This window comes from Methylogaea oryzae, assembly GCF_019669985.1.
Classification (GTDB): domain Bacteria; phylum Pseudomonadota; class Gammaproteobacteria; order Methylococcales; family Methylococcaceae; genus Methylogaea; species Methylogaea oryzae.
Genome location: NZ_AP019782.1, coordinates 3,152,303 through 3,171,634 on the forward strand (window position 1 = coordinate 3,152,303; position 19,332 = coordinate 3,171,634).

15 protein-coding genes are annotated in these 19,332 nt (G+C 64.9%); 4 read left to right on the plus strand and 11 right to left on the minus strand.

The window, feature by feature from the left end:
- Nucleotides 1-9: 9 nt before the first annotated feature.
- Nucleotides 10-837 (minus strand): phosphate/phosphite/phosphonate ABC transporter substrate-binding protein, encoded by an 828-nt coding sequence (locus K5607_RS13900; RefSeq protein WP_221047369.1) that lies wholly within the window; start codon nucleotides 835-837, stop codon nucleotides 10-12.
- A gap of 252 nt (nucleotides 838-1,089) precedes the next feature.
- On the opposite strand from K5607_RS13900, the gene K5607_RS13905 reads away from it, so the two are divergent.
- Together K5607_RS13905 and K5607_RS13910 are read left to right on the plus strand one after the other, a co-directional pair.
- Nucleotides 1,090-1,890 (plus strand): motility protein A, encoded by an 801-nt coding sequence (locus K5607_RS13905; RefSeq protein WP_221047370.1) that lies wholly within the window; start codon nucleotides 1,090-1,092, stop codon nucleotides 1,888-1,890.
- Nucleotides 1,891-1,899: 9 nt separating this feature from the next.
- Complete coding sequence (locus tag K5607_RS13910; protein WP_221047371.1) at nucleotides 1,900-2,916, plus strand: OmpA family protein; 1,017 nt, start codon at nucleotides 1,900-1,902, stop codon at nucleotides 2,914-2,916.
- A 167-nt stretch (nucleotides 2,917-3,083) separates the two neighbouring features.
- Here K5607_RS13910 and K5607_RS13915 read toward each other — a convergent pair whose 3' ends face one another.
- Nucleotides 3,084-3,806, minus strand: a complete 723-nt coding sequence (locus tag K5607_RS13915; RefSeq protein ID WP_054774882.1) for a pseudouridine synthase — start codon at nucleotides 3,804-3,806, stop codon at nucleotides 3,084-3,086.
- Entirely contained in the window at nucleotides 3,803-6,673 is a 2,871-nt protein-coding gene (locus K5607_RS13920; protein ID WP_221047372.1) for an Hsp70 family protein, read from the minus strand. Before K5607_RS13920 ends, K5607_RS13915 begins: the two co-directional genes overlap by 4 nt.
- A gap of 96 nt (nucleotides 6,674-6,769) precedes the next feature.
- Here K5607_RS13920 and K5607_RS13925 point away from each other — a divergent pair, with 96 nt between their 5' ends.
- Nucleotides 6,770-7,027, plus strand: coding sequence for a type II toxin-antitoxin system Phd/YefM family antitoxin (locus K5607_RS13925; RefSeq protein WP_054774953.1), 258 nt, complete (start codon nucleotides 6,770-6,772; stop codon nucleotides 7,025-7,027).
- The gene (locus K5607_RS13930) at nucleotides 7,014-7,286 is read left to right on the plus strand and encodes a type II toxin-antitoxin system RelE family toxin (protein WP_054774954.1); all 273 of its coding nucleotides are present in this window, start codon (nucleotides 7,014-7,016) and stop codon (nucleotides 7,284-7,286) included. The genes K5607_RS13925 and K5607_RS13930 overlap by 14 nt, the downstream gene beginning before the upstream one ends.
- Here the strand turns inward: K5607_RS13930 and K5607_RS13935 are convergent.
- The 8 genes from K5607_RS13935 to K5607_RS13970 all read right to left on the minus strand — a co-directional run bounded on the left by K5607_RS13935 (nucleotide 7,283) and on the right by K5607_RS13970 (nucleotide 19,318).
- A complete protein-coding gene (locus tag K5607_RS13935) occupies nucleotides 7,283-9,199 on the minus strand; it encodes an Hsp70 family protein (protein ID WP_221047373.1) in 1,917 nt (638 codons plus the stop codon). The two genes, K5607_RS13930 and K5607_RS13935, sit on opposite strands and share 4 nt — an antisense overlap.
- Nucleotides 9,196-9,774: a DUF2760 domain-containing protein gene (locus K5607_RS13940; RefSeq protein WP_221047374.1), complete on the minus strand. Its 579-nt coding sequence runs from the start codon at nucleotides 9,772-9,774 to the stop codon at nucleotides 9,196-9,198. The genes K5607_RS13935 and K5607_RS13940 overlap by 4 nt, the downstream gene beginning before the upstream one ends.
- A 215-nt stretch (nucleotides 9,775-9,989) precedes the next feature.
- Complete coding sequence (locus K5607_RS13945; protein ID WP_221047375.1) at nucleotides 9,990-11,186, minus strand: HlyD/EmrA/EmrK family protein; 1,197 nt, start codon at nucleotides 11,184-11,186, stop codon at nucleotides 9,990-9,992.
- Nucleotides 11,187-11,216: 30 nt separating this feature from the next.
- A complete protein-coding gene (locus K5607_RS13950) occupies nucleotides 11,217-12,650 on the minus strand; it encodes an efflux transporter outer membrane subunit (protein ID WP_246598866.1) in 1,434 nt (477 codons plus the stop codon).
- Nucleotides 12,651-12,652: 2 nt separating this feature from the next.
- The gene (locus K5607_RS13955; RefSeq protein WP_221047377.1) at nucleotides 12,653-14,317 is read right to left on the minus strand and encodes a DHA2 family efflux MFS transporter permease subunit; all 1,665 of its coding nucleotides are present in this window, start codon (nucleotides 14,315-14,317) and stop codon (nucleotides 12,653-12,655) included.
- Between the two features lie 543 nt (nucleotides 14,318-14,860).
- Nucleotides 14,861-16,636 carry an ATP-dependent nuclease gene (locus K5607_RS13960; protein ID WP_082411646.1) on the minus strand — a complete coding sequence of 592 codons (1,776 nt, stop codon included), beginning with the start codon at nucleotides 16,634-16,636 and terminating at the stop codon, nucleotides 14,861-14,863.
- 135 nt (nucleotides 16,637-16,771) lie between these two features.
- The gene (locus tag K5607_RS13965) at nucleotides 16,772-17,302 is read right to left on the minus strand and encodes an REP-associated tyrosine transposase (RefSeq protein ID WP_054774177.1); all 531 of its coding nucleotides are present in this window, start codon (nucleotides 17,300-17,302) and stop codon (nucleotides 16,772-16,774) included.
- 207 nt (nucleotides 17,303-17,509) lie between these two features.
- Nucleotides 17,510-19,318, minus strand: coding sequence for a sigma 54-interacting transcriptional regulator (locus K5607_RS13970; protein ID WP_221047378.1), 1,809 nt, complete (start codon nucleotides 19,316-19,318; stop codon nucleotides 17,510-17,512).
- Nucleotides 19,319-19,332 lie beyond the last annotated feature (14 nt).

Genomic DNA, 19,332 nt, shown 5'->3' on the forward strand with positions numbered 1-19,332 from the left:
GGGGCCGGGCTAATGCCCCAGGGGCGCCATGTCCGCATCCAGCGGCAACGCGCGCAAATCGTCCCAGTCCTCGTCCTTGCCCGCTTCCCAGCCGGCCATGGACAAATTGCGCAGGATGTCCGCCGCGTCCGGATCGGCATCCATGGCGTAAAGGGCGTTGGCCAGTGCGCGCCGCACCGCTTCCGCCACGCGCGGATGGGCCACCAAGGGGTGGGGCGTGTAGCTGTCGGTGCGCCACAACACCCGCAATTGGTCGCGGATGTCCGGCGGGGCGGAGTTCAGCGTGCGCACGACGCCGCCGCCGGCCGGGTACAAGCCGCGCACCACGGACAGATACACGGAGTCGTGGGACGCGACGAAATGGGGGGTGAAAGCAATGCCCAACTGCTGCAATTGCATGCGCGGCAACACGCTGGCGGCGAATGCCGCCGGAGCGGGAAAAGCCAGCTCGAGCCCATCCAGCTCGTGGATATCGCGGATTGGGCTGTCTTTGCGCACCACCAGCACGCCCTGCAGCCGCACGCCTTTTTCCCGGGCGAACGCGCGATAACCTTGCTTGCGGCCGAGCACCACGTAGTGGTAAGGATTCATATAGGCGAAGTCGTACTCCCCCTGAGCCAGCCGCCGCTCGAATTCCGGAATATCCGGCGCCGTCTTGAAACGCAGCGCCACACCGCAGCGCCGTTCCAAATAACGCAGCAACGGCGTCCAACGCAGCGCCGACTCGGCCGCCGCCTGCTGCGGCACCACGCCGAAGCTGTAGACCGGCTCGGCGGCGACCGAGCCTCCAACCAGCGCCATCGCCCACATGAGCGCGGCCAACAACCGCTTTTCCATCACACCTCCCCCGCATGCGCGGCTTCAAATCAATCTCGCGCCCGAGTGCGCCAACCGCGCCCGGCCGCACCCCCAAGCAAATAACGGGCCAGACACCCGAATGCTTTCGCGCCAAGAAAATCCGGCCCGCCGCCGCCCGAAACTTTCGCAAAGTGCGAAACCGCCGGCGCGGCGCGCCGAACACTGAGTACTACAGGCACGTTTTCTGCTAAAGTCTCACCGTTAGCGTAGGCTACCGATCTGGATCAGACCATGAAAATCCCCTACCCCCGCCCCATGGCCATCGCCGGCGCCTCCATCGCTTGCGCGGGGCTGTTGTGGCTGCAACTGAACGGACACTACGTCAACTTCACCGGTTTATTATGGGTGCTGGGCGGCACTCTGCTGGCCACCGTGCTGGGACGCTCGCCCACGGCGGTCAAAGCCCTGCTGCGCGACTTGCCGCGCCGGCTGCGGGAACCGGCGGAAGACAAAAGCGCCGACGTGGAATTTTTCCTCGACATCGCCGGCCTCTACCGGCAGGGCAATATCCACACCGCGGAACAAAGCGTCAGGATCCTGACGGACCCTATACTGCGCAGCGGCGTCGAAATGATCCTCGACCGCACGCCGCGGGAAGACCTGGTTCGCCTACTGCAATGGAAAAGCGGCGCCCTGCGCGAGCACGACCAGGCTGAAATCCAAATCCTGCGCACCATGATGATGCTGGCCCCGGCCTTCGGCATGGTGGGCACCCTGCTGGGCATGGTACAGATGCTCAACGAGCTGGACGAGGCCCTCGTCGAGCAAATCGGCAGCGCCGTCGGCTTCGCCCTATGGAGCACGGTATACGGCCTGGTCCTGGCCAACCTGGTGGTCAAACCGGTCACCATGCGCTTGGAGCAGCAAGCCCGGCACCGGCGCGCCTGGGAATTCGCTTTCATGGAAGCGGTGCTGATGATGCACGACCGCCGCCATCCGGGCATCATCCGCGAATACCTGGAAGCCCTGACCGAACTGCCCAACAGTGCTTTCCAGGCGACTTTGCCGCCCAAGCAGCCGATGGAAGCCTAAGGACACGTCGTGCCGCCGCGCGGATCCCAAATTCCCGACAGCCGCGGCAGCAAGCGGCCGGCGGACCCCCACGCGTTCAACACGCCCTGGCATAACGACCAGGTCGACGAGCACGAGAGCGAAACGCCGTGGCTGATGAGCTACCTGGATTTCATGACCGTGCTGGTCGCCTTGTTCGTGCTGCTGTACGCCACGGAAAAGGCCCGCACCGTCGCCGAACGGCGGGCGGCGGCGGAAGCGGCGGCCGTGGCCGAAGCCGCCCAGGCCGAGCCGGAAGCGGCGACGGCGGAAACCGAGGCCGGCCCGCAGCCGGAACCCGCCGCCGACGAAGCCTCCCTCGCGTCGATCCCGGCGCCGCCCGATTCTACCGCCGTCGCCGCCAGCGGTTTTCTCGAGCCGCAGCCCCTCTCGACCACGGAGATTCTCCTCGCCGCGCAAGCCGCCATGGAAGCCCAAGCGGCGGAAGCCTCGGCCGCAGCGGAACCGACCTCGGCCGAAACCGCCGCCGCGGCGGAGCCGGCGGCCGAAGCCCCCGCGCCAGCCTCGGCGGAAACAACGCCGCCGGCGGAAGCCGCGCCCAGCGCAGCGGATGCCGTGCCGCCCCCGGCCAATCCCCTGGCGGCGCTGGGCTCTTTGGCCGAACGGGTCAGCGTGAAGCAGGACGGGCAAAAGCTGCTGATCGAAATCGACGACGCCATCCTGTTCCGTCCCGCCAGCGCCGTGCTGACCGCCGAGGGTAAAACCCTGCTGGATAAGCTGCGGCCGGTTTTGCTGGAACACAAAGGCCGCATCACCGTGGAAGGCCACACCGACAACCAACCCATCGCCACCGCCCAATTCCCCTCCAACTGGGAGCTGTCCACCGCCCGCGCCAGCATCGTCACCCGCCATCTCATCGGCTTGGGCGTTGCAGCCAACCGCGTCACCCCGGCAGGCCGCGCCGACACCCAACCCCGCGCCGACAACGCCACCCCCCAGGGTCGCGCCCAGAACCGGCGGGTGGGGATTGTTTTGTATACGGAATAAGTCTGCGGAAGAACTGAGCTCCTTCTCCCCCAGGGAGAAGGTTGGGATGAGGGGGTAAAAAGTCGCGACCTTTTTCTTTCCCTCACCCTAACCCTCTCCCGGAGGGAGAGGGGACCAAAAATGCTGGTTCCGGGAAACTCGAACAAGATCGCGGCTAAGAGCCGCTCCTACCAGCCCAGCCCCCGCGCCACCACGGCGAAATCCTCCGCCAAAGGCGCCTCCAGCGCCAGCGCCTCGCCGCTGACCGGATGAGCGAAGCGCAGCGCCACGCAGGCCAGCAGCAAGCGGGAGCTACCGTACAGCTCCTGGAACAAGCGGTTGTGCTTGCCCTTGCCGTAAGTGGCGTCGCCGATGATGGGGTGGGAGATGTGCTTGAGGTGGCGGCGCAGCTGGTGGCGGCGGCCGGTGGCCGGCTCCAGTTGCAACAGGGCGTAGCGGCTGCTGGGGTAACGGTCCACTGGGTACGGCAGCTCCGCCGTGGCGAGCCGGCGGTAACGGGTCAGGGCCGCTTGCGCACCGCATTCCTGCGCCTCGCCCACCCACTCCATGTCGTCCGGCCGCTTCACCAACGGATGGTCGATCTCCCCCTGTTCCGGCGGATGGCCGCGCACCACGGCGAGATAGGTCTTGTGCACCTGCTGCGTTTCGAACAGGCCGCTCAAGGCGCGCGCCACATCCGGATTCAAAGCGAACAGCAACAAGCCGGAAGTCCCCTTGTCCAGCCGATGCACCGGGTAGACCTTGCGCCCCAGCTGGTCGCGCAGAATTTGCAGGGCGAAGCGCCGCTCGTGGAAATCCAGCACGGTGCGATGCACCAGCAAGCCCGAAGGCTTGTGCACGGCGACGAAGTGGTCGTCCTGGTAGACGATGGGTAGGGTTTCGCGGCTCACTGGAGCAGCTTCAGCCCCGGCGGCAAATCTTCACCGAATATGCGCTTCTCGTCGCTGGCGTCCAGTTCCGCCACCGTGGTGACCATTTCCAGCCAGGACTTGGGCGATTTGCTTTCGCGCAGCCGGTCGGCGACCTGCTCGCGCACCGTCTCGTCCACGTCCCGCTCCCGATCGCCGCTCATGCGGGCGATCAGGGTCGCGGCAAAGCCCACGGCCGGCGTTTTTTTCCAATCCTGCTTGAGCAGCACGGCCAGCCACTCGGCCGCCGTATCCCGCGCCAGCACTTCGTGGGCGCTGCCGTGGAACGGCACGCGACCGCCGATGCGGCCCAGGGCCCACCAGCTTTCTTCCGGCTCGCCGGCTTTCTCCAGGCGCTTGAGCAGCCACTGGCCCAGTTGGGCTTTTTGCGCAGCCGGCAGGCGTTCCAGGGAAGCCGCCAGCCGCAGCATGTTGACGTAGCTGCGTTTGGGCAGCCAGCCGGCGATGGGGTGGCGTTTGGCGGTGTCGGGATTGATGTAGTCGGCCAGGTCGGCGAACAGGGTTTGCTGGGCGGCACCGTCCAGCCCGCCGGCCACCCGCCGCCACAAAATCCACCATTCGGCCCAGTTCTGCGCCTCGTTGACGTACTGGATGCCCTGGCCGTACAGCGGCCACAGCTGCTCCACCCGCCAGTCGTCCAAGGGATAGCCGAAGCCGGGGCGCAGGGTGTAGCCGGTCAGGCTCAGCCAGACGCGCTCGTGGTCGGCGGAACGGCGGCGGCGACCGGCGCCTTGCAGCAGGGCGCCGAACAGCTCCCGCGCCAGCGGGCCGTCCCAGCCATCGCGGCCGCCGAGGATTTTTTCCAAGTCGGCGCGCAGGGACTTCACCGCCTTGGGCGAGACTTCGCTCTTGGCCGATCCGTAGCAGGTTTCCACCAGTTTGGCGGCCTCAAGAAAGCGGGGGTGCAATTGCTGCCCGGCCAGTTCGGAACGGGCGCTGGCGTCGCCGCGCAGCTGGAACTCCAGCTTCCAGCGCCGGGCCGGATCGTCCACGGCGACGCACTGCACGCGCAGCGTGCCCACCTCGGTCAACTCGGCCGCCAGCTGCACGGGAATCTCCTGGCGGCCGCCGGCGCTGCCCGCGTCCAGGGCCAAGGCCAGGGGCGGCAAGCGGCGGAAGTTGTCGGTATCGTCCACCTCGGCGATATCGCCCGGCCGCCAGGCGGTGTCCTCCACCGTGGCCGCCAGGTTGAGCCGCACCGGCTGGCCCAGGCGCAGGGAGAAAGTCCGTTCGGCCAGGAACACTTCCTCGCCTTCCTCGCTGCCTTTGGGCAACAAGCAGACGCCCTGCACGCCCCCTCTCCCGCTTGCGGGAGAGGGGGCCGCATCCACCAGCAAAAAATAACTGCGCGCCGAACCGCCGCCGATCTTGCCGTGGAAGCCGCGCCGCGCCAAACCATAGGCCACGGCGCCGTAGGCCACGGCCAAGTCGGGGCGGGGATTGTCCAGATGCCTGGGGCGTTGCGCCGTCCAGTGGTCGAGCAAGTCCAGCACGCGGCCGGCGATCAAGGGGCTTCTGAACACGCCGCCGTTGAGCAGCACCGCGTCGGCCATGGGCCGGCCGTCGGCATCGCCCAAGGCGTCGATGGCCGCCTGGCGGTGCTGCTGGAGAAACGCCGCGATGTGCTTGCTCACCGCCGGTTCCGCCGCGTAGGGCAGGCCGAATTCCACCACGCCGCTGCGCTTGGCCTGGGGCAGATCGTCCGGTGCGCTGAGGGGGAAGAAGCCGTCCAGCACCAGCGCCCGCACCTCGTCACGGCTGAATTCCACCGAGCGCGCGCCGCCGATGAGGCGGGAACCGCCGCCCAACAGGGTGACTTTGGCCGACTCCGGAGCGTTGTCCGACAGCAGCAGTTCCTTGGCTGCGCGGCACTGCTCCAGCAACTGGCTCAGCTCCGCCGCCGACAGGCGCTGGCCGGGGGATTTGAGGCGCTGCTCGGCCAGATGGGCCAGAGTCAGGTCCATATTGTCGCCGCCCAACATCAGGTGGTTGCCCACGCCGACGCGCAGCAACTTTGGCTCGCCGCCGCCGTGCTCGACGCGGATCAGGGTCAGGTCGGAAGTGCCGCCGCCCACGTCCACCACCAGCATCAGCCGCGCGCCGTCCAATTGCGCGCGCAAATCGCCCTTGTGTGTCCACAGCCAGTCGTAGCACACCGCCATGGGCTCTTCCAGCAAGCGCAGTTCCGGCAGGCCGGCCAGCTTGGCGGCTTCCACCGTGAGGGCACGGGCGGCTTCGTCGAAAGAGGCCGGAACCGTCACCACCACGTCCTGCTTTTCCAGCGGCGCATCGGGGAAACGGCGGTTCCAGTCGGCGCGCACATGAGCCAGATAGCTGGCGCTGGCCGTAACCGGCGACACTTTGGCGACCTCTTCCGGCGCGCCCCAGGGCAGAATGGCCGACTCCCGGTCGGCGGCGCCGTGGGACAGCCAGCTCTTGGCGCTGGCCACCAGCCGGCCGTGGGTCTTGGCGCCCAGGGCGCGAGCCCACTCGCCCAGCACGGCGTTGGGCACGGGATCGTTAAAAAAAGCGCAGCGGCCTTGTTCCCCCTCTCCCTCAGGGAGAGGGTTGGGGTGAGGGGAGCCACTCCAAGGCAAAGCGCAATCGTGCGCCGACAGCTCGTCCGCCGCCGGGTGATAGCGCACCGACGGCAGCAACGGCCGCTGCGCCGTGGCGCCGGGACCGACCAGCTGCTCGATGGGGAACAGCTGTACAGCCGGTTGGGCGCCCTGGCTCAAATCGGCGTAAGCGACGGCGGTGTGGGTGGTGCCTAGGTCGATGCCGACCAGGTAGCGGGGGGAGAAGTCGAAGGATGAACGAGAACGCATGGCTAATTATATTCGGAACTGGGGTGGGCTGAGATTACCCGCCACCCATCTAAAATATCTATAATGGACAAAATAGATTCTTTCGAAGGACATCCCATGTCTACTGTACCCGCCACCGAAGTCAAGCAACGCTTGGGACAATACCTGGACAGCGCCAAAACCGAACCGGTGTTCATCGAGAAATCCGGCCGTCCGTCGGCGGTGCTGCTATCCATCGCCGAATACGAACGGCTTTGCGCCCTGGAAGACCGTTACTGGGGCGAGATGGCGAAGAAAGCCGAAGCCTCGGGCTATGCCGGCGCCGAAGAAACGCTACGCCAGCTTCGGGAACGAACGGGCGATGCTGAAGCTTAACCTGTCACGCGATGCGTTGGACTTCCTGAAGTCCTTGCCCGGCAAGCAGTACAAACAAGTGGTCGGCACGCTCTTCAAGCTGCTGGAGCTCCCGGAACCTCACGATTCCCAGCCGTTAAAAGGCTATTCCTATCGCCGGGTGGACATCGGCGAGTACCGCATCGTTTACAGCGTCCAAGAAGACGAACTGCGCATACCGCTGATCGGCAAGCGTAACGACGATGACGTGTACAAACGCTTGGAGCGCAAAGAAAACTAGCCGCGCCCGGCGACCTCCTGCCCCCGCACGCTCAACTCCACCTTCCAGCGCCCTTCCCCGCCCACGGCGACGGCGTCCATTTGCAGGGTGCCCACTTCCGTATAGCTGGCCGCCAGGTTGACCGGCACCACTTCGCCGGCGCGGCGCTGATCCGGCGGCAGGACGATTTCGATTTCGTCCAGTTCCTCCAGCTCGCCGTCGCGCCAGTGCTCCAGCAAGGTGCCGACGGCATCCTCGCGGCGGGTGGTGGAGGCGAAGAAGCGGAAGCGCACCGGTTCGCCCACCACCAAGCCGAATTCGTAGGGCGGCAGTGCGGCCGAACTGCCTTCTTCCATGCCGAACGGTGCGATGCACAAAGCCTGCAGCGGCGGGGCGAAGCCGGGCACCGCCGGCATGGCGCTTTCCACGCCGACGTAATAGGCCGCCGCCGCGCCGCCGCGAATACGCACGCCGTGGCCCTGGCGCACGTAGCCGTAATAAGCGGCGCCGCGCGCCACCGCCAGGTCCAAATCGGCGCCGTGCAGCAACCGGGCCGGCTCGCCGCCGTCCGCCTGCAGCCAGCGGTTGAGCACCGCCATGAGGCGCTCGGCCAGCATGCCGGACTTGAATACGCCGCCGTTGAGGAGGACGGCGGAGGGGCGGATGAAACGATGTTGGCCATCGCCACGCCCCTCTCCCCAACCCCGGCCCCTCGCTTCGCTCTCCCCCGTGGGGAGAGGGGCTTGCTGCTCCCCTCTCCCGCTTGTGGGAGAGGGGGCATTCGCAGCGTCCACCTGCCGGCTGAGGAAAGCCGCCAAGTGGCAGGTGATGCGGGCATCGTGGGCGTAAGGCAAGCTGAGGGTGGTCAAGCCGGCGCGGGGTTGCGCCAGGGGTTTTTGATCGATGGCGACCGGCGGGAAGAAGCCTTCCATCAACACCTTTTCGACTTCCGCGCGGGTCAAGGCCGTGCGCAGGATGCCGCCGATCAGCTGCGATCCGCGGCTGGGCACAACGACGGCGACTTCGCCCAGATTGGGGTCGGCCAGCAGTTTCTCCTTGGCGTCGCGGCAACCGTGGGTCAGCGCCTGCACCTGCCAGTTCTCCAGGCGACGGCCCTCCCCTTCCAGCTTGGCCTTGAGGGTATAGGCCAGGGCCAGGTCCATATTGTCGCCGCCCAGCAGGATGTGGTCGCCGATAGCGATGCGCTTCAGGGCCAGGTTGCCGTCTTCCTCATCCACGGCAATAAGGGACAGGTCGGTGGTGCCGCCGCCCACGTCCACCACCAGGATGATGTCGCCCATTTTCACCTGTTCGCGCCAATCGCCGCAGGCGTCGATCCAGCTGTACAGCGCCGCTTGCGGCTCTTCCAGCAGTGCCGCGTGGCCCAGGCCCACGGCGCGGGCGGCTTCCACGGTCAACTCCCGCGCTGCCGGGTCGAAGGACGCCGGCACGGTGATGGTGAGCGGCTGGGCGGACAAAAAAGCGTCCGGATGGGCCGCGTCCCAGGCATCGCGCAAATGCTCCAAATAGTGGATGGAGGCCTGCAAGGGAGAAATGCGCGCCACTTCCTCCGGCGCCTGCACCGGCAGAAAGGCCGAACGGCAGTCCACGCCGCTATGGCACAGCCAGCTCTTGGCGCTGGCCACCAGGCGGATCGGCGTCTTCGCCCCCAGATGGCGCGCCACCTCGCCCGCCAGGGCGGCCGGCTTGCCGGTCCAGGGCAGGATCAAATCGGCGTGGTTCAGCTCCGCCTCGTGGGCCTGATACAAAAACGACGGCAGCTGCGGCTTTTCCGCCACCACGCCGGGCGTGGACAACTGCGGAATGGGCAACACGCGCGGCTCGGCATCGCCCCCGGCCAGCTCCACGTAGGACAGCACGCTGTTGGTAGTGCCCAAGTCGATGCCGACGGCATAACGGACGGTTTCGGTCACAGTTCGACCTCCGCCGGCGCGACGATCTTCAGGTCATGGCCTTCCGCCATCTTCGGCAGGGACACGCCGGCGGCGCGCCAGCCCCGGTGCACCAGGGTGCCGCTGAACGGCGCTTCGCCGACGATATTACCGGTCAGCCGCACGGCGGAAGCGTCGAAGCCCTTGGGCAAGGTCACCCGCTCGCCTTCGGTCTCGCTGCGGATGGGCTCCAGTTGGAAGTGGCTTTTCAGCACCTTGCGGCAACCCTCGTGCACCACCCGCACGGCGGCGCCGATATCCGCATCGCCATAGCCGGCGATGTCTTCCTGGAGGAAATCGATAAGGCGCGCCTCGCTTTGCAGCAGTCCCAGCAGCTGCAGCGCCGCATCGGGACCGGCCTCCTTGATGATCACCGGCGGCGGCGCGTGGCGCACCGGCTCGGCCACCGCCACCGGCGCCTGCTTGGCCTTGCGCACCGCCATCAACAGCGCCGGCACGATCAACAGCAGCAGCAAAGACAAACCGGCCAGGCTCACGTGCAGCAAGTCCAGGGTGGTGGGGAATAGGGTCAAATCAACGGGAATCGTGGCATCCATCGTTCAGCTCGAAAATCGTGGGTAGTGCAGCGGGGCGACATTGTAACCGGGGAAGCGGCAGATTCCGCAGCCTGCGGAGGCATCAGTGGGCCATGATTTGGGCCTAAAAAGTGGTGTGGAGGCCATTCAACCACACCATCAAAGGTCGCGACCATTTAACCCACCCTCACCCTAGCCCTCTCCCGCAGGGAGAGGGGACCGGAAGCCCCTGCATTTTAACGAGACAGACTTATATCCCTCTTGACGGCATTCCGCTCCACAATCCCCGCAATCAACGTATCCGCCCCTTCCAACTGCCGCGCGTAAACCTCGCTGCGGTAAGCCCCGTCCGGCACGGCGGTGGCCGGCTCCAGCACAGGACTTCCCGGCCGGCTCGTGTCGATGCGGGCGACCGCCGACAGCCCCGGCCGCAGCGGATGGGCCTTCAACTCCTCCGTATCCAGGCCGATGCGCACCGGCACGCGCTCGGCGATGTGGATGTAGTTGCCGCTGGCGTTGTCCGGCGGCAGCAGGCCGAACACGCTGCCGGTGCCGGGGTTCAGGCCCAGCACGCTGCCGTGGTAGACGACATGGGAGCCGTACAGGTCCACGCTCAGTTCCACCGGCTGGCCGGGGCGCACCTCGGTCAGGTCGCGCTCCAGAAAATTGGCGTCCACCCACAGGTAGTCCAGTGGCACGATGGCCATGAGCGGCGTTTCCGGGTGCACCGCTTCGCCGGGCTGGATGGCGCGCTTGGCGATGTAGCCGGACACCGGCGCGACGATGTCCTGGCGCACCCGGTCGAGATAGGCGCGCTTCAAGGCGGCGGCGGCCTGCTTGACCTTGGGATGCTCGGCCACCGCCGTGCCCTGCACCAGGGCTTCGGCGCCCTGCAGTTCGGCGCGGATTTGCCGCGCGGCGGCTTCCAGCTCGCGCAACTGGAATTCGGTGTCCTGCACCTGCTGGGCGGACACCGCTCCGTCGCCGCGCACGCTGCGGTAGCGGGCCAAGTCGCGGCGCACCCGCTCGGCCTGGGCTTCCTGGGCGGCCAGGCGCTGGCGCAGGGTTTCGGCGGCGCTGAACAGGGTTTCCACTTGGCGCACCGCTTCCGCCAGATCGGCCTCGGCCTTTTCCTGGGCCACCTGGGCGTTGAGGCCGTCCAGTCGCACCAGCACCTCGCCCTGGCGGACGAACTGGGTGTTGTCGGCGCGCACTTCCACCACCGTGCCGTCGGTTTGCGCCTTCAGGGGCACCAGGTTGCCGGCGACGTAGGCGTCGTTGGTGGTGACGTAGCGCGCCGCGTAGCCCCACCAGTAGGCGGCGAACGCCAATCCCGCCACGACGGCGACCGCCAGCACGACGCGCAGGCGGCGGATGCGCTGCCGGCGGGCGGAGTGGAAACGTCGTTTGCCGTGAATGGATGCAGTGGTCATGGTCGTAGGCCGCTCAGGCCGGGTTAAAGGTCAATGGATGTCGTTGCTGTCGAAACCGCCGCCCAGCGCTTCGATCAGCGCCACGGCGGCCTGCTGGTGTTCGCCCTGCAGCCGGCTCAGCTTCAAGCGCTGTTCCAGCAAGGCGGCGTCGGCGGCCAACAGCTCGTCGCGGGTGTTGAGGCCGGCCTGATCACGCCGCTGCGCCAGGGCCAAAGCCTGTTCCGCCGCCCGCACCGCCTGTTCCTGGGCGGCGTCCTGGGCGTGGCTGTCGCGCCATTCGGCCAGGGCGTCGGCCACCTGCTGCACCGCGCCCAGCAAGGCGGCGTTGTAGGCGTCCACCGCCGCGTCATAGCCGGCTTCGCCGTGGGACAGTTCCGCCTCCAGCCGGCCGCCTTCGAACAGCGGCAAGGTGACGGTCGGTCCAATCGAATACGCCAGGCTGGAGCCGTGGGACAGGAACAGGTCCTTGAGGTTGATGCTGCGCAGGCCGGCGAAGCCCACCAGGTTCACGTCCGGATAGAAATTGGCCTTGGCCACTTTCACCCGCTGCGCCGCCGCCTCCGCCCGCCAGCGCGCCGCCGCCACGTCGGGGCGGTGGGCCAACAGCTCCAGCGGCAGCCTTTCCGGCAAGGGGAACGGCCCATGGAGGCCGCCATCCGCCACGGCGATGCCCTTGCCCCAGTCCGGGCCCTGGCCGGCCAGGGCCGCCAGGCGATGGCGCAACAGTTCGCTTTCCTTTTGCAGGGCGGCCAGGCGCTGGCGCGCCGCCGCCACGCCCTGTTCGGCGGCGCGGACCGGGTCCATGGCGGCCAAGCCTTTCTCCCAGCGCACGCGGGCCAGTTCCAGCACCGCCTCGGCCCGCCGCAGCAGGTCGCCGGCCAGGCGCGTTTCCTCCGCCGCGGCGCCCAGGCGGAAATAGGCCCGCGCTAGGTTAGTACTAAGGACCAAACGGGACACGGCCAGCTCCGCCGCCTGGGCCTTGGCATGGCCGAGGGCGGAATCCAGCGCGGCGCGGTCCTTGCCCCACAGGTCCAGGTGGTAGCGGAACACCACCGGGTCCAGATAGGCGGCATTCACCGTCTGCCCGCCCAGCGGCCCGAAGATGTCGTGCTCGGACACGTGCCAGCGCCGCACCGCCAGGCTGGCGCCGACGCTGGGCAGCATTTCCGCCGCCTGGTAATCGGCCAGGGACTGGGCCATGCGCAAGCGGTCAGCGGCGATGCGCAGGTCCGGGTTGCCTTGCAGGGCCGTGTCCATCAGCCGGTCCAGGCCGGGATTGCGGAATACCTGCCACCAGCGGGCATGGGGCCAGGCGTCGGCGCTGCGCTCCACCTCGTGGCCGGCGTCGCTTACGGTCTGCTCCAGCTGCGGCGTATCCATGAACTGGGCCTGGCTGCCGTCTTCCGGCAACAGGGCACAGCCGCCCAGCAAAGGCAGCAACATCAATAGAGATTGGGTACGCATGCTCATGGCTCCTCCACCAAATCCTGCAAAGCGGCGCGGCGCAGGGCCTGCTTGGGCGTCAACGGACGCGCGGTGCGCGCACGGCCCAGCAGCCAGACGACAGCGGCCAGCAGCAGGAACAGCCAGCCGCACAGGTAGAACACATCGTCCAGGCCGAGAATGGCTGCGTGCTGGTGGGCCAAACCGGCCAGCTTGGCCTGGGCCGCCTGCAGCGGAACACCAGCCGCGTGCAGCTTGGCCATGCCCTCCCGCGCCCAGGGCTCGTACAGCGACAGGCCGTCGGCCAACCGCGACTGGTGGAAAGCGCTGCGCCGCTCCCACACCGCCGTCAGCAATGGCGAGCCGACGCCACCGCCCAGCACGCGCAACATGCCGCCCAGTTCCGCCGCCTGGCCCTGGCGCCGCGCCGGCAGCCCGGCCAGGAACAGCGCGGTGAGCGGCGCGAACAGCGCGCCCAGGCACACGCCTTCGAACACCTGCGACCAGAGCATGTCGCCGAACCAGCCCAGCCGGCCGAAAAAGTCGTAGCTCGCGGTCCAGAAGCAGTACACGGCGAAAGCCGACAGGTTGAGGCAGGCCAAAACCCTAGGGTCGTAGCGCTGCACCCAGTGCTGCAGCAGCGCGCCCACCGGCTTGGCGAAGAACAGCAGCGGCACCAAAGTCGCGCCGGCCAGGAACGAGCTGTAGCCCGCCAGCGACTGCAAGCGCCCCAGCAGCACCGACAGCAGGCCGTACATCATCAAAAAACTGAGGCTGAGGCCGGCCACGCCGGCGGCGACATTGCGCTTGGCGGACAGGCGCAGGTTGAGCAGCGGATGGCGCTCGCCCAGCTCCCACAGCACGAAGCCGAGCAGAGCCAGCAGGCCGACAGCGGCCAACGCCAGGATCAGCGGCGAGTTGTACCAGTCCTCGTCCTGGCCGCGGTTGAGCACCGTTTGCAAGCAAGCCAGGGCCACGGCCAGCAGCGCCAGGCCGATCCAGTCGAAAGGAGCGCCGCTGCGCCGGGTTTCCTGCGCGTCCAGCAAGGCCCAAGCAAGGCCGGCGGACAACAGCGCCAGGGGCAGGTTGAACTGGAACAGGCCGCGCCAGCCCCACACCTCAGCCATCCAACCGCCCAGCAGCGGCCCGACGGTGAAAGGGCTAAGGGAAGCCACGCTCCACAAGGCCATGGCGCGGGGCCGCTGCGCCTCGCCGTAGCCGGCGAGGAACAGGTTCTGCGCCACCGGCAGAGCCACGCCACCGCCCAAGCCTTGCAGCACGCGGCCGGCGATGAACAAGGCGAAATCGCCGGTGACGGCGCAAGCCGCCGACCCCAGCGCCATCGCCAGCATGGCGGCGACGAACACGCGGCCGGCCCCGAAACGCTGGGCAAAGCGGCCGGCCAGGGGCAGCGCCAACCCCAAGCTGACGAAGTAATAAGTCTGGGTCCAGGTGCCGTAGCTGGGGCTGACCGCCAAAGCGCCGGTGGCGTGCAGGGTGACGGCGGCGAAAGCGCCGGAATTGAACAGCACCAGCAGGTGGCCCAGCATCAGCGCCAGGTTGAGAGCGTAGAAGCGGGAATCGCGCGGCGTTTCGCCGGCAACGGCCACCAGCCGCAAAGCATGCTTGGCGCGTAGCGACGGCGATGGGACGGACGGTCGGGCGGCGGGATGGGCTATGGAGGACATGGCTGGGTTTGGTGAACGAGGTAAGGCGGCTGCACCGCGTTACCTGGCTCTGAGCAAAACCCTTGCCGATGCCGGTCAATAGGAATTTAGTGAATGACTTTCAATGACTTGGCTTACAAAGAAAGAAGCCAGTCGCTATGGGAAACGCGCAACGAGAAACGATATATCGTGACTACACGACATGGCGTGACTCAACGCAGTTGGCGATTCCCAGCTTCTGCATACCGCGAGTGCTGTGGGACGAGTTACGTGAGGACGCTAACCCGCCCCATGTGCCGCGGATGCCAGTGCCCCTTGGCGACTCCGCCTTTAGACGTAAACAGCAAAGTTTTTCATCGTTCCCACGCTCACGCGTGGGAACAATACCAGGGACGCTTTGCGTTCCACACCCTACCTTTGCGTTGCCCCGCGGCTTTCGTGACACGGCGCAGAGCGCCGTCGGCTACATGCCCACGCCGGAGCGTGGGAACGACAAAAAAGCAAGATCTGACACCAACTCTGGTGATCGGCAGGGAACCCGCCCAGAGCCATACGCTCAAGGCGTCATACAGAAGCACATCTAAATTTCTCTAGGTTTTCGATTAACTGCACAATCTCATCTGGTACCTCAGACGCCTTCATTGCCCCAATAACCGCTGTATGCGTAACTGTAACGCCATACACATCTTGGAGATATCCATTCAGTTGTCCTATCAACTCTTTGCCAGGAACAAGAGACAACCTATCCTTTAAGTTAATCCACAGCGCCTCAAACTCATCGAGCAAGCGCTGGTTAATCGTAGCAAAATCCAATCCGGGATCTAGCGATTTCAAATAAGCGCCTTGCTTAGATAGAAACTGGCCACTAATTCTGCTTTTCATACAGCCCGTTAACCTATCAAGGATGTCTTCAACGTTCTCAGTAAAAGTCGTTATTACCCCTGATCGCGCGGATCGCTCACTTACTCTGCCTTCTATAGCGCGCTGCAATGCGCTGCCGACAAGCAGATAATTTTCCATTTCCTTCCTGCTATGTATGTGAGAAAGAGCGCAATATCCATCAAAGGTTTTAAGCATATCTAGAACCTCATGCGGAGCCCGATAATCCCTATCAAAAACAACAGCCTTCAAGATCTTTGCCCCCAATGTAAGCTCAATACCCTCTGAGAAATCCTTAACCTTTACCGGGTTAAATCCCTCAACAGGAATTACAGCGAAATCTGATCTATTTGCGACACTCTGTTTTCCGAGCTTTCGTGCAAAGGCAGACAATATCTGAAAGTCTTTTCCTTCAACAAAAACAGCTCTTCTAGATTTTGCCAACTGAGTCAGTATTGGATTAAGGTTAGAACCAAGAACACCGAAAATACTTTGAAGCTGAGAAGGGTTGCTGATTCTTTTTGCTGACTGGCTCTTCTTGTTTACAACCAACAAATCCCCCGGATCTGCCTCGGAAATTATTTCGGTAGAATGGGTTGCTATTATTATATCAGGCGGCACACGCCTTAGTATCTCAACCAACTGCCTTTGCAAATCGGAATGAAGATATATATCTGGCTCATCAATTATTAGAAGCGAGTCCTTCCGGGACCTTACAATGTAAGTGAGCATCTGACACCATACCTGAAAGCCGAAACCGGCCCAAAACACCTCCCTAGGATAGCGCTCCTCCGGACAAAACATATGCAACAAAGGCTTATCATGCGTCCGATCTACCTCTGGCCGATCGACATCCATTCCAGGCCAAGTTGTACGCAGCATCTCCCGGAATTCGTTAAAATCTTCCGGGTAATGATACCAAATATTTCGAAAGTTTCTCGATGCCCTGTGCGAGAGCAATGCTTGCCTGGCAGCCTCTTGTTGGTAAAGTGGCTCATCATGCTCCACCGGACCGAGCACTGGCACAAACCCAATAGAAGCCTGATAAGCAGCCCTAAACTCAGATGGCGTCCTGACAGGCTTTCCTTTAGGATTGCATACAAGGTAGCAAACGCGGTTTTCCGGAAACACCAGTCGCAGCTTATTACCAGAAGACAACCTAAACTCAATAATAGCCGGCTCAGAATCATCGTAATCCGTGAAAATATTATCAATTGCAACCGGTATATCATCCAAAGGTATATTATACCCCCATGCGCTCACACCAGCCGCGCCAATATATTGAGCCTTACGCGCCGATGCCTTACGCATACCCTCATACAGTATCTTAAAGGCACCTATAATCGTAGATTTTCCAGCATTATTTGGCCCAACGAGCACATTAAACTCATTCAGAGACAAGGAATATTTCTTTAGCGCTTTGTAGTTCTTGAACGTAACCGATGTAAATCTATCTTTCAACGCATATCTCCTGCGATAAAGCACGTAGGCTGGGTCGGAGCGAAGCGGAAACCCAGCATTCCTGGGTCATTGCAGGGATTTCGCTGCGCTGCATCCCAGCCCACACGACCGCTGTGATTAACCTTCCCTGCCGCATCAATCCCAGGGATATTCGACCATATCCACTGGCTTGGCCCAATCCACAGGATACGCGCCGCGCTTGGCCCACTGATGTATCGAGGAATACGGCCATTCTTGCGGGGAGCGTGCATAGCCATGCTTCACCGGGTTGTAGTGAATGTAATCCATGTGGCGTTGGCAATCCAAATCGTCGCGGATGGCGTTTTCCCAATAGCGGCGTTGCCATAGACCTCTTTCCCCTTTGCGTCGACGACTCGGGGAAATCCGCTCGCCCGTTTCGATGCTGCGGGAAAAGCGTGCCTTGATCAAGCGCCAGCGGGTGGAGAAGTCGTCGTCGTTCTCCGACATTTGCCAAAGGCAATGCAGGTGATCCGGCAGAACCACGGCTGCCACCATCTGAAACGGGTGATCCTGGCGGGTTTTCCGGAACGCATGGCGCAACTCGGCGATGTGCCGCGTGAGGAGATCGTTTCCGTGTCGCTCGGCGAGATTGACCGTGAAGAAATTCATGGCCCCGGCGATCCTCAGGCGTTTGTAGTTCCGCATCGGATTTTCCTTCCTATGGATGGCGGGGGGTGCTTGGATAGGAGCTGCCGGGATTACGCTAGCGCTTCATCCCAGCCTACCCGGTTTATCTGGCGCTTTTCAATCGAGTCGCATCTCCATGCGCCGTCGCACGCCCCATTGACCGGGATGATCCTCTCGTCCTGAATCAACGCGCGATGCGCCGGCCAGCGTCGGCAATACGGGGGCTTAATACGAACGCGGCTTGGCGATGCCCAGCTTCTGCATGCGCGAGCGCAGGGTGTTGGGATTGAGCCCCAGCACCGCCGCGGCGCCTCTTGGGCCGGCGATGACGCCGCCGGTTTGTTCCAGCACTTGCAGGATGTGGTTGCGTTCCACCTCTTCCAGGGTGCCGGCGGGGGCGGCGGGGCGGCTGTCCGGCAGGCCTAGGGACAAGGCTTGGTCGATTTCCAGCAGCGGGCCGCGGGCCAGGATGACGGCGCGTTCGATGACGTTTTGCAGTTCGCGCACGTTGCCGGGCCAGGCGTAGTCGGACAGACGGGCCAGGGCGGCGGGGGCGATGTCCGTCACCGGCTTGCCGAACTTTTTGGCGTATTTCGCCAGGAAATGCCGCGCCAGCAGGGGAACGTCGGAACGGCGCTCGCGCAGGGCCGGCACCTGCACGGGGAAGACGTTGAGGCGGTAGTACAAATCGGCGCGGAAGCGGCCGGCGGCCACCTCCTCCGCCAGGTCGCGGTTGGTGGCGGCGATGAGGCGCACGTTCACTTTCAAGGTAACGGTGCCGCCGACCCGCTCGAATTCCTGCTCCTGCAAAGCGCGCAGCAGCTTGGCCTGGGCCGCCGGCGGCAGCTCGCCCACTTCGTCCAGGAACAGCGTGCCGCCGTCGGCCAGCTCGAAACGGCCCTTGCGCTGCTGGGTGGCGCCGGTGAAGGCGCCTTTTTCGTGGCCGAACAGCTCGCTTTCGATGAGCTCGGCCGGGAGGGCGGCACAGTTGACCTTGACCAGCATGCCGTCCTGGCGGCCGCTGAGGTTGTGGATGGCGCCAGCCAGCAGTTCCTTGCCGGTGCCGGTTTCGCCCAGCAGCAGTACCGGCGTATCGGCGGGGGCGACCAGGCGGATTTGTTCGAACACCGCCGCCATTTCCGCCGCGCCGCTGACGATTTCCTGGAAGTTGTGGTCGCTGTTGGCCTGCTCTTCCAGATAGCCCTTCTCCGACTGCAAGCGGCTCAGTGCCTGCTCGGCCTGGCGGCGGTCGTTGACGTCGCGCAGGATCACCGTGCAATAGCGGCGGCCGGCCAGTTCCAGGGGCGAGAAAGTCGCCTCGATGGGGAAAGCCTCGCCGTCGGCGCGCTGGGCGATCAGTCCCTGCGGCGCCCAGGCGGCCGGCGCCTGGCGGGTGTCGAGGAACTGCTGGAACAAGGCGCGGTGGGACGGGACGATGAAGCGTTCCAGCGGCTGATCCTGCGCCAGGTCGGCGGCGCAGCGGAACATGCGCTGGGCGGCGGCGTTGAACAGGGTGATGCGGTGCCGGTCGTCCACGGTGACGATGGCGTCCATGGCCGAGCCGAGGATGGCGGACAAGCGCTGTTCGCTGTCCTGCAGCGCCTGTTCGGCCAGCTTTTGCGCGGTCATGTCGCGCTGGCTTTCCACCACCGCCACCACCCGCCCCTGGGCGTCGGTGATGGGTCCGGCCACCACGGCTACGTAGACTGGGCGGCCGTCGGGCATCACGCCCCAGTTTTCCGCGTGCCAGGTGTCGGCCAAATAGGTGGAACGGGCGGCGTGGGCGTAGAGCTGGGACAGGCCGCCCAGTTCGCCGTCCAGCAGCAGGTCGGCCAGGCAGGGACGCCGCTCGGTGTAAAACCCCCGCCAGTGCTGATCGGTGCCGACCACGTCGGCGGCCGCGATCCCGGTGAATTGCTCGCAGGCGCGGTTCCACATCGACACCCGGTGCCGGCCGTCCAGCACGAAAGTGGGCACCGGCAGCTGTTGCAGCAGGTGGGCGGCGAAGGTTTTCGGGTCGAGGTCGTCCAGCATGGTCCTTACGTCAG

What these genes read in the sequence shown, in the direction of transcription:
- K5607_RS13900 (WP_221047369.1), bottom strand. Translation starts at nt 837, where the DNA reads ATGGAAAAGCGGTTGTTGGCCGCGCTCATGTGGGCGATGGCGCTGGTT.
- K5607_RS13905 (WP_221047370.1), top strand. Translation starts at nt 1,090, where the DNA reads ATGAAAATCCCCTACCCCCGCCCCATGGCCATCGCCGGCGCCTCCATC.
- K5607_RS13920 (WP_221047372.1), bottom strand. Translation starts at nt 6,673, where the DNA reads ATGCGTTCTCGTTCATCCTTCGACTTCTCCCCCCGCTACCTGGTCGGC.
- K5607_RS13925 (WP_054774953.1), top strand. Translation starts at nt 6,770, where the DNA reads ATGTCTACTGTACCCGCCACCGAAGTCAAGCAACGCTTGGGACAATAC.
- K5607_RS13930 (WP_054774954.1), top strand. Translation starts at nt 7,014, where the DNA reads ATGCTGAAGCTTAACCTGTCACGCGATGCGTTGGACTTCCTGAAGTCC.
- K5607_RS13940 (WP_221047374.1), bottom strand. Translation starts at nt 9,774, where the DNA reads ATGGATGCCACGATTCCCGTTGATTTGACCCTATTCCCCACCACCCTG.
- K5607_RS13945 (WP_221047375.1), bottom strand. Translation starts at nt 11,186, where the DNA reads ATGACCACTGCATCCATTCACGGCAAACGACGTTTCCACTCCGCCCGC.
- K5607_RS13950 (WP_246598866.1), bottom strand. Translation starts at nt 12,650, where the DNA reads ATGCGTACCCAATCTCTATTGATGTTGCTGCCTTTGCTGGGCGGCTGT.
- K5607_RS13955 (WP_221047377.1), bottom strand. Translation starts at nt 14,317, where the DNA reads ATGTCCTCCATAGCCCATCCCGCCGCCCGACCGTCCGTCCCATCGCCG.
- K5607_RS13965 (WP_054774177.1), bottom strand. Translation starts at nt 17,302, where the DNA reads ATGCGGAACTACAAACGCCTGAGGATCGCCGGGGCCATGAATTTCTTC.
- K5607_RS13970 (WP_221047378.1), bottom strand. Translation starts at nt 19,318, where the DNA reads ATGCTGGACGACCTCGACCCGAAAACCTTCGCCGCCCACCTGCTGCAA.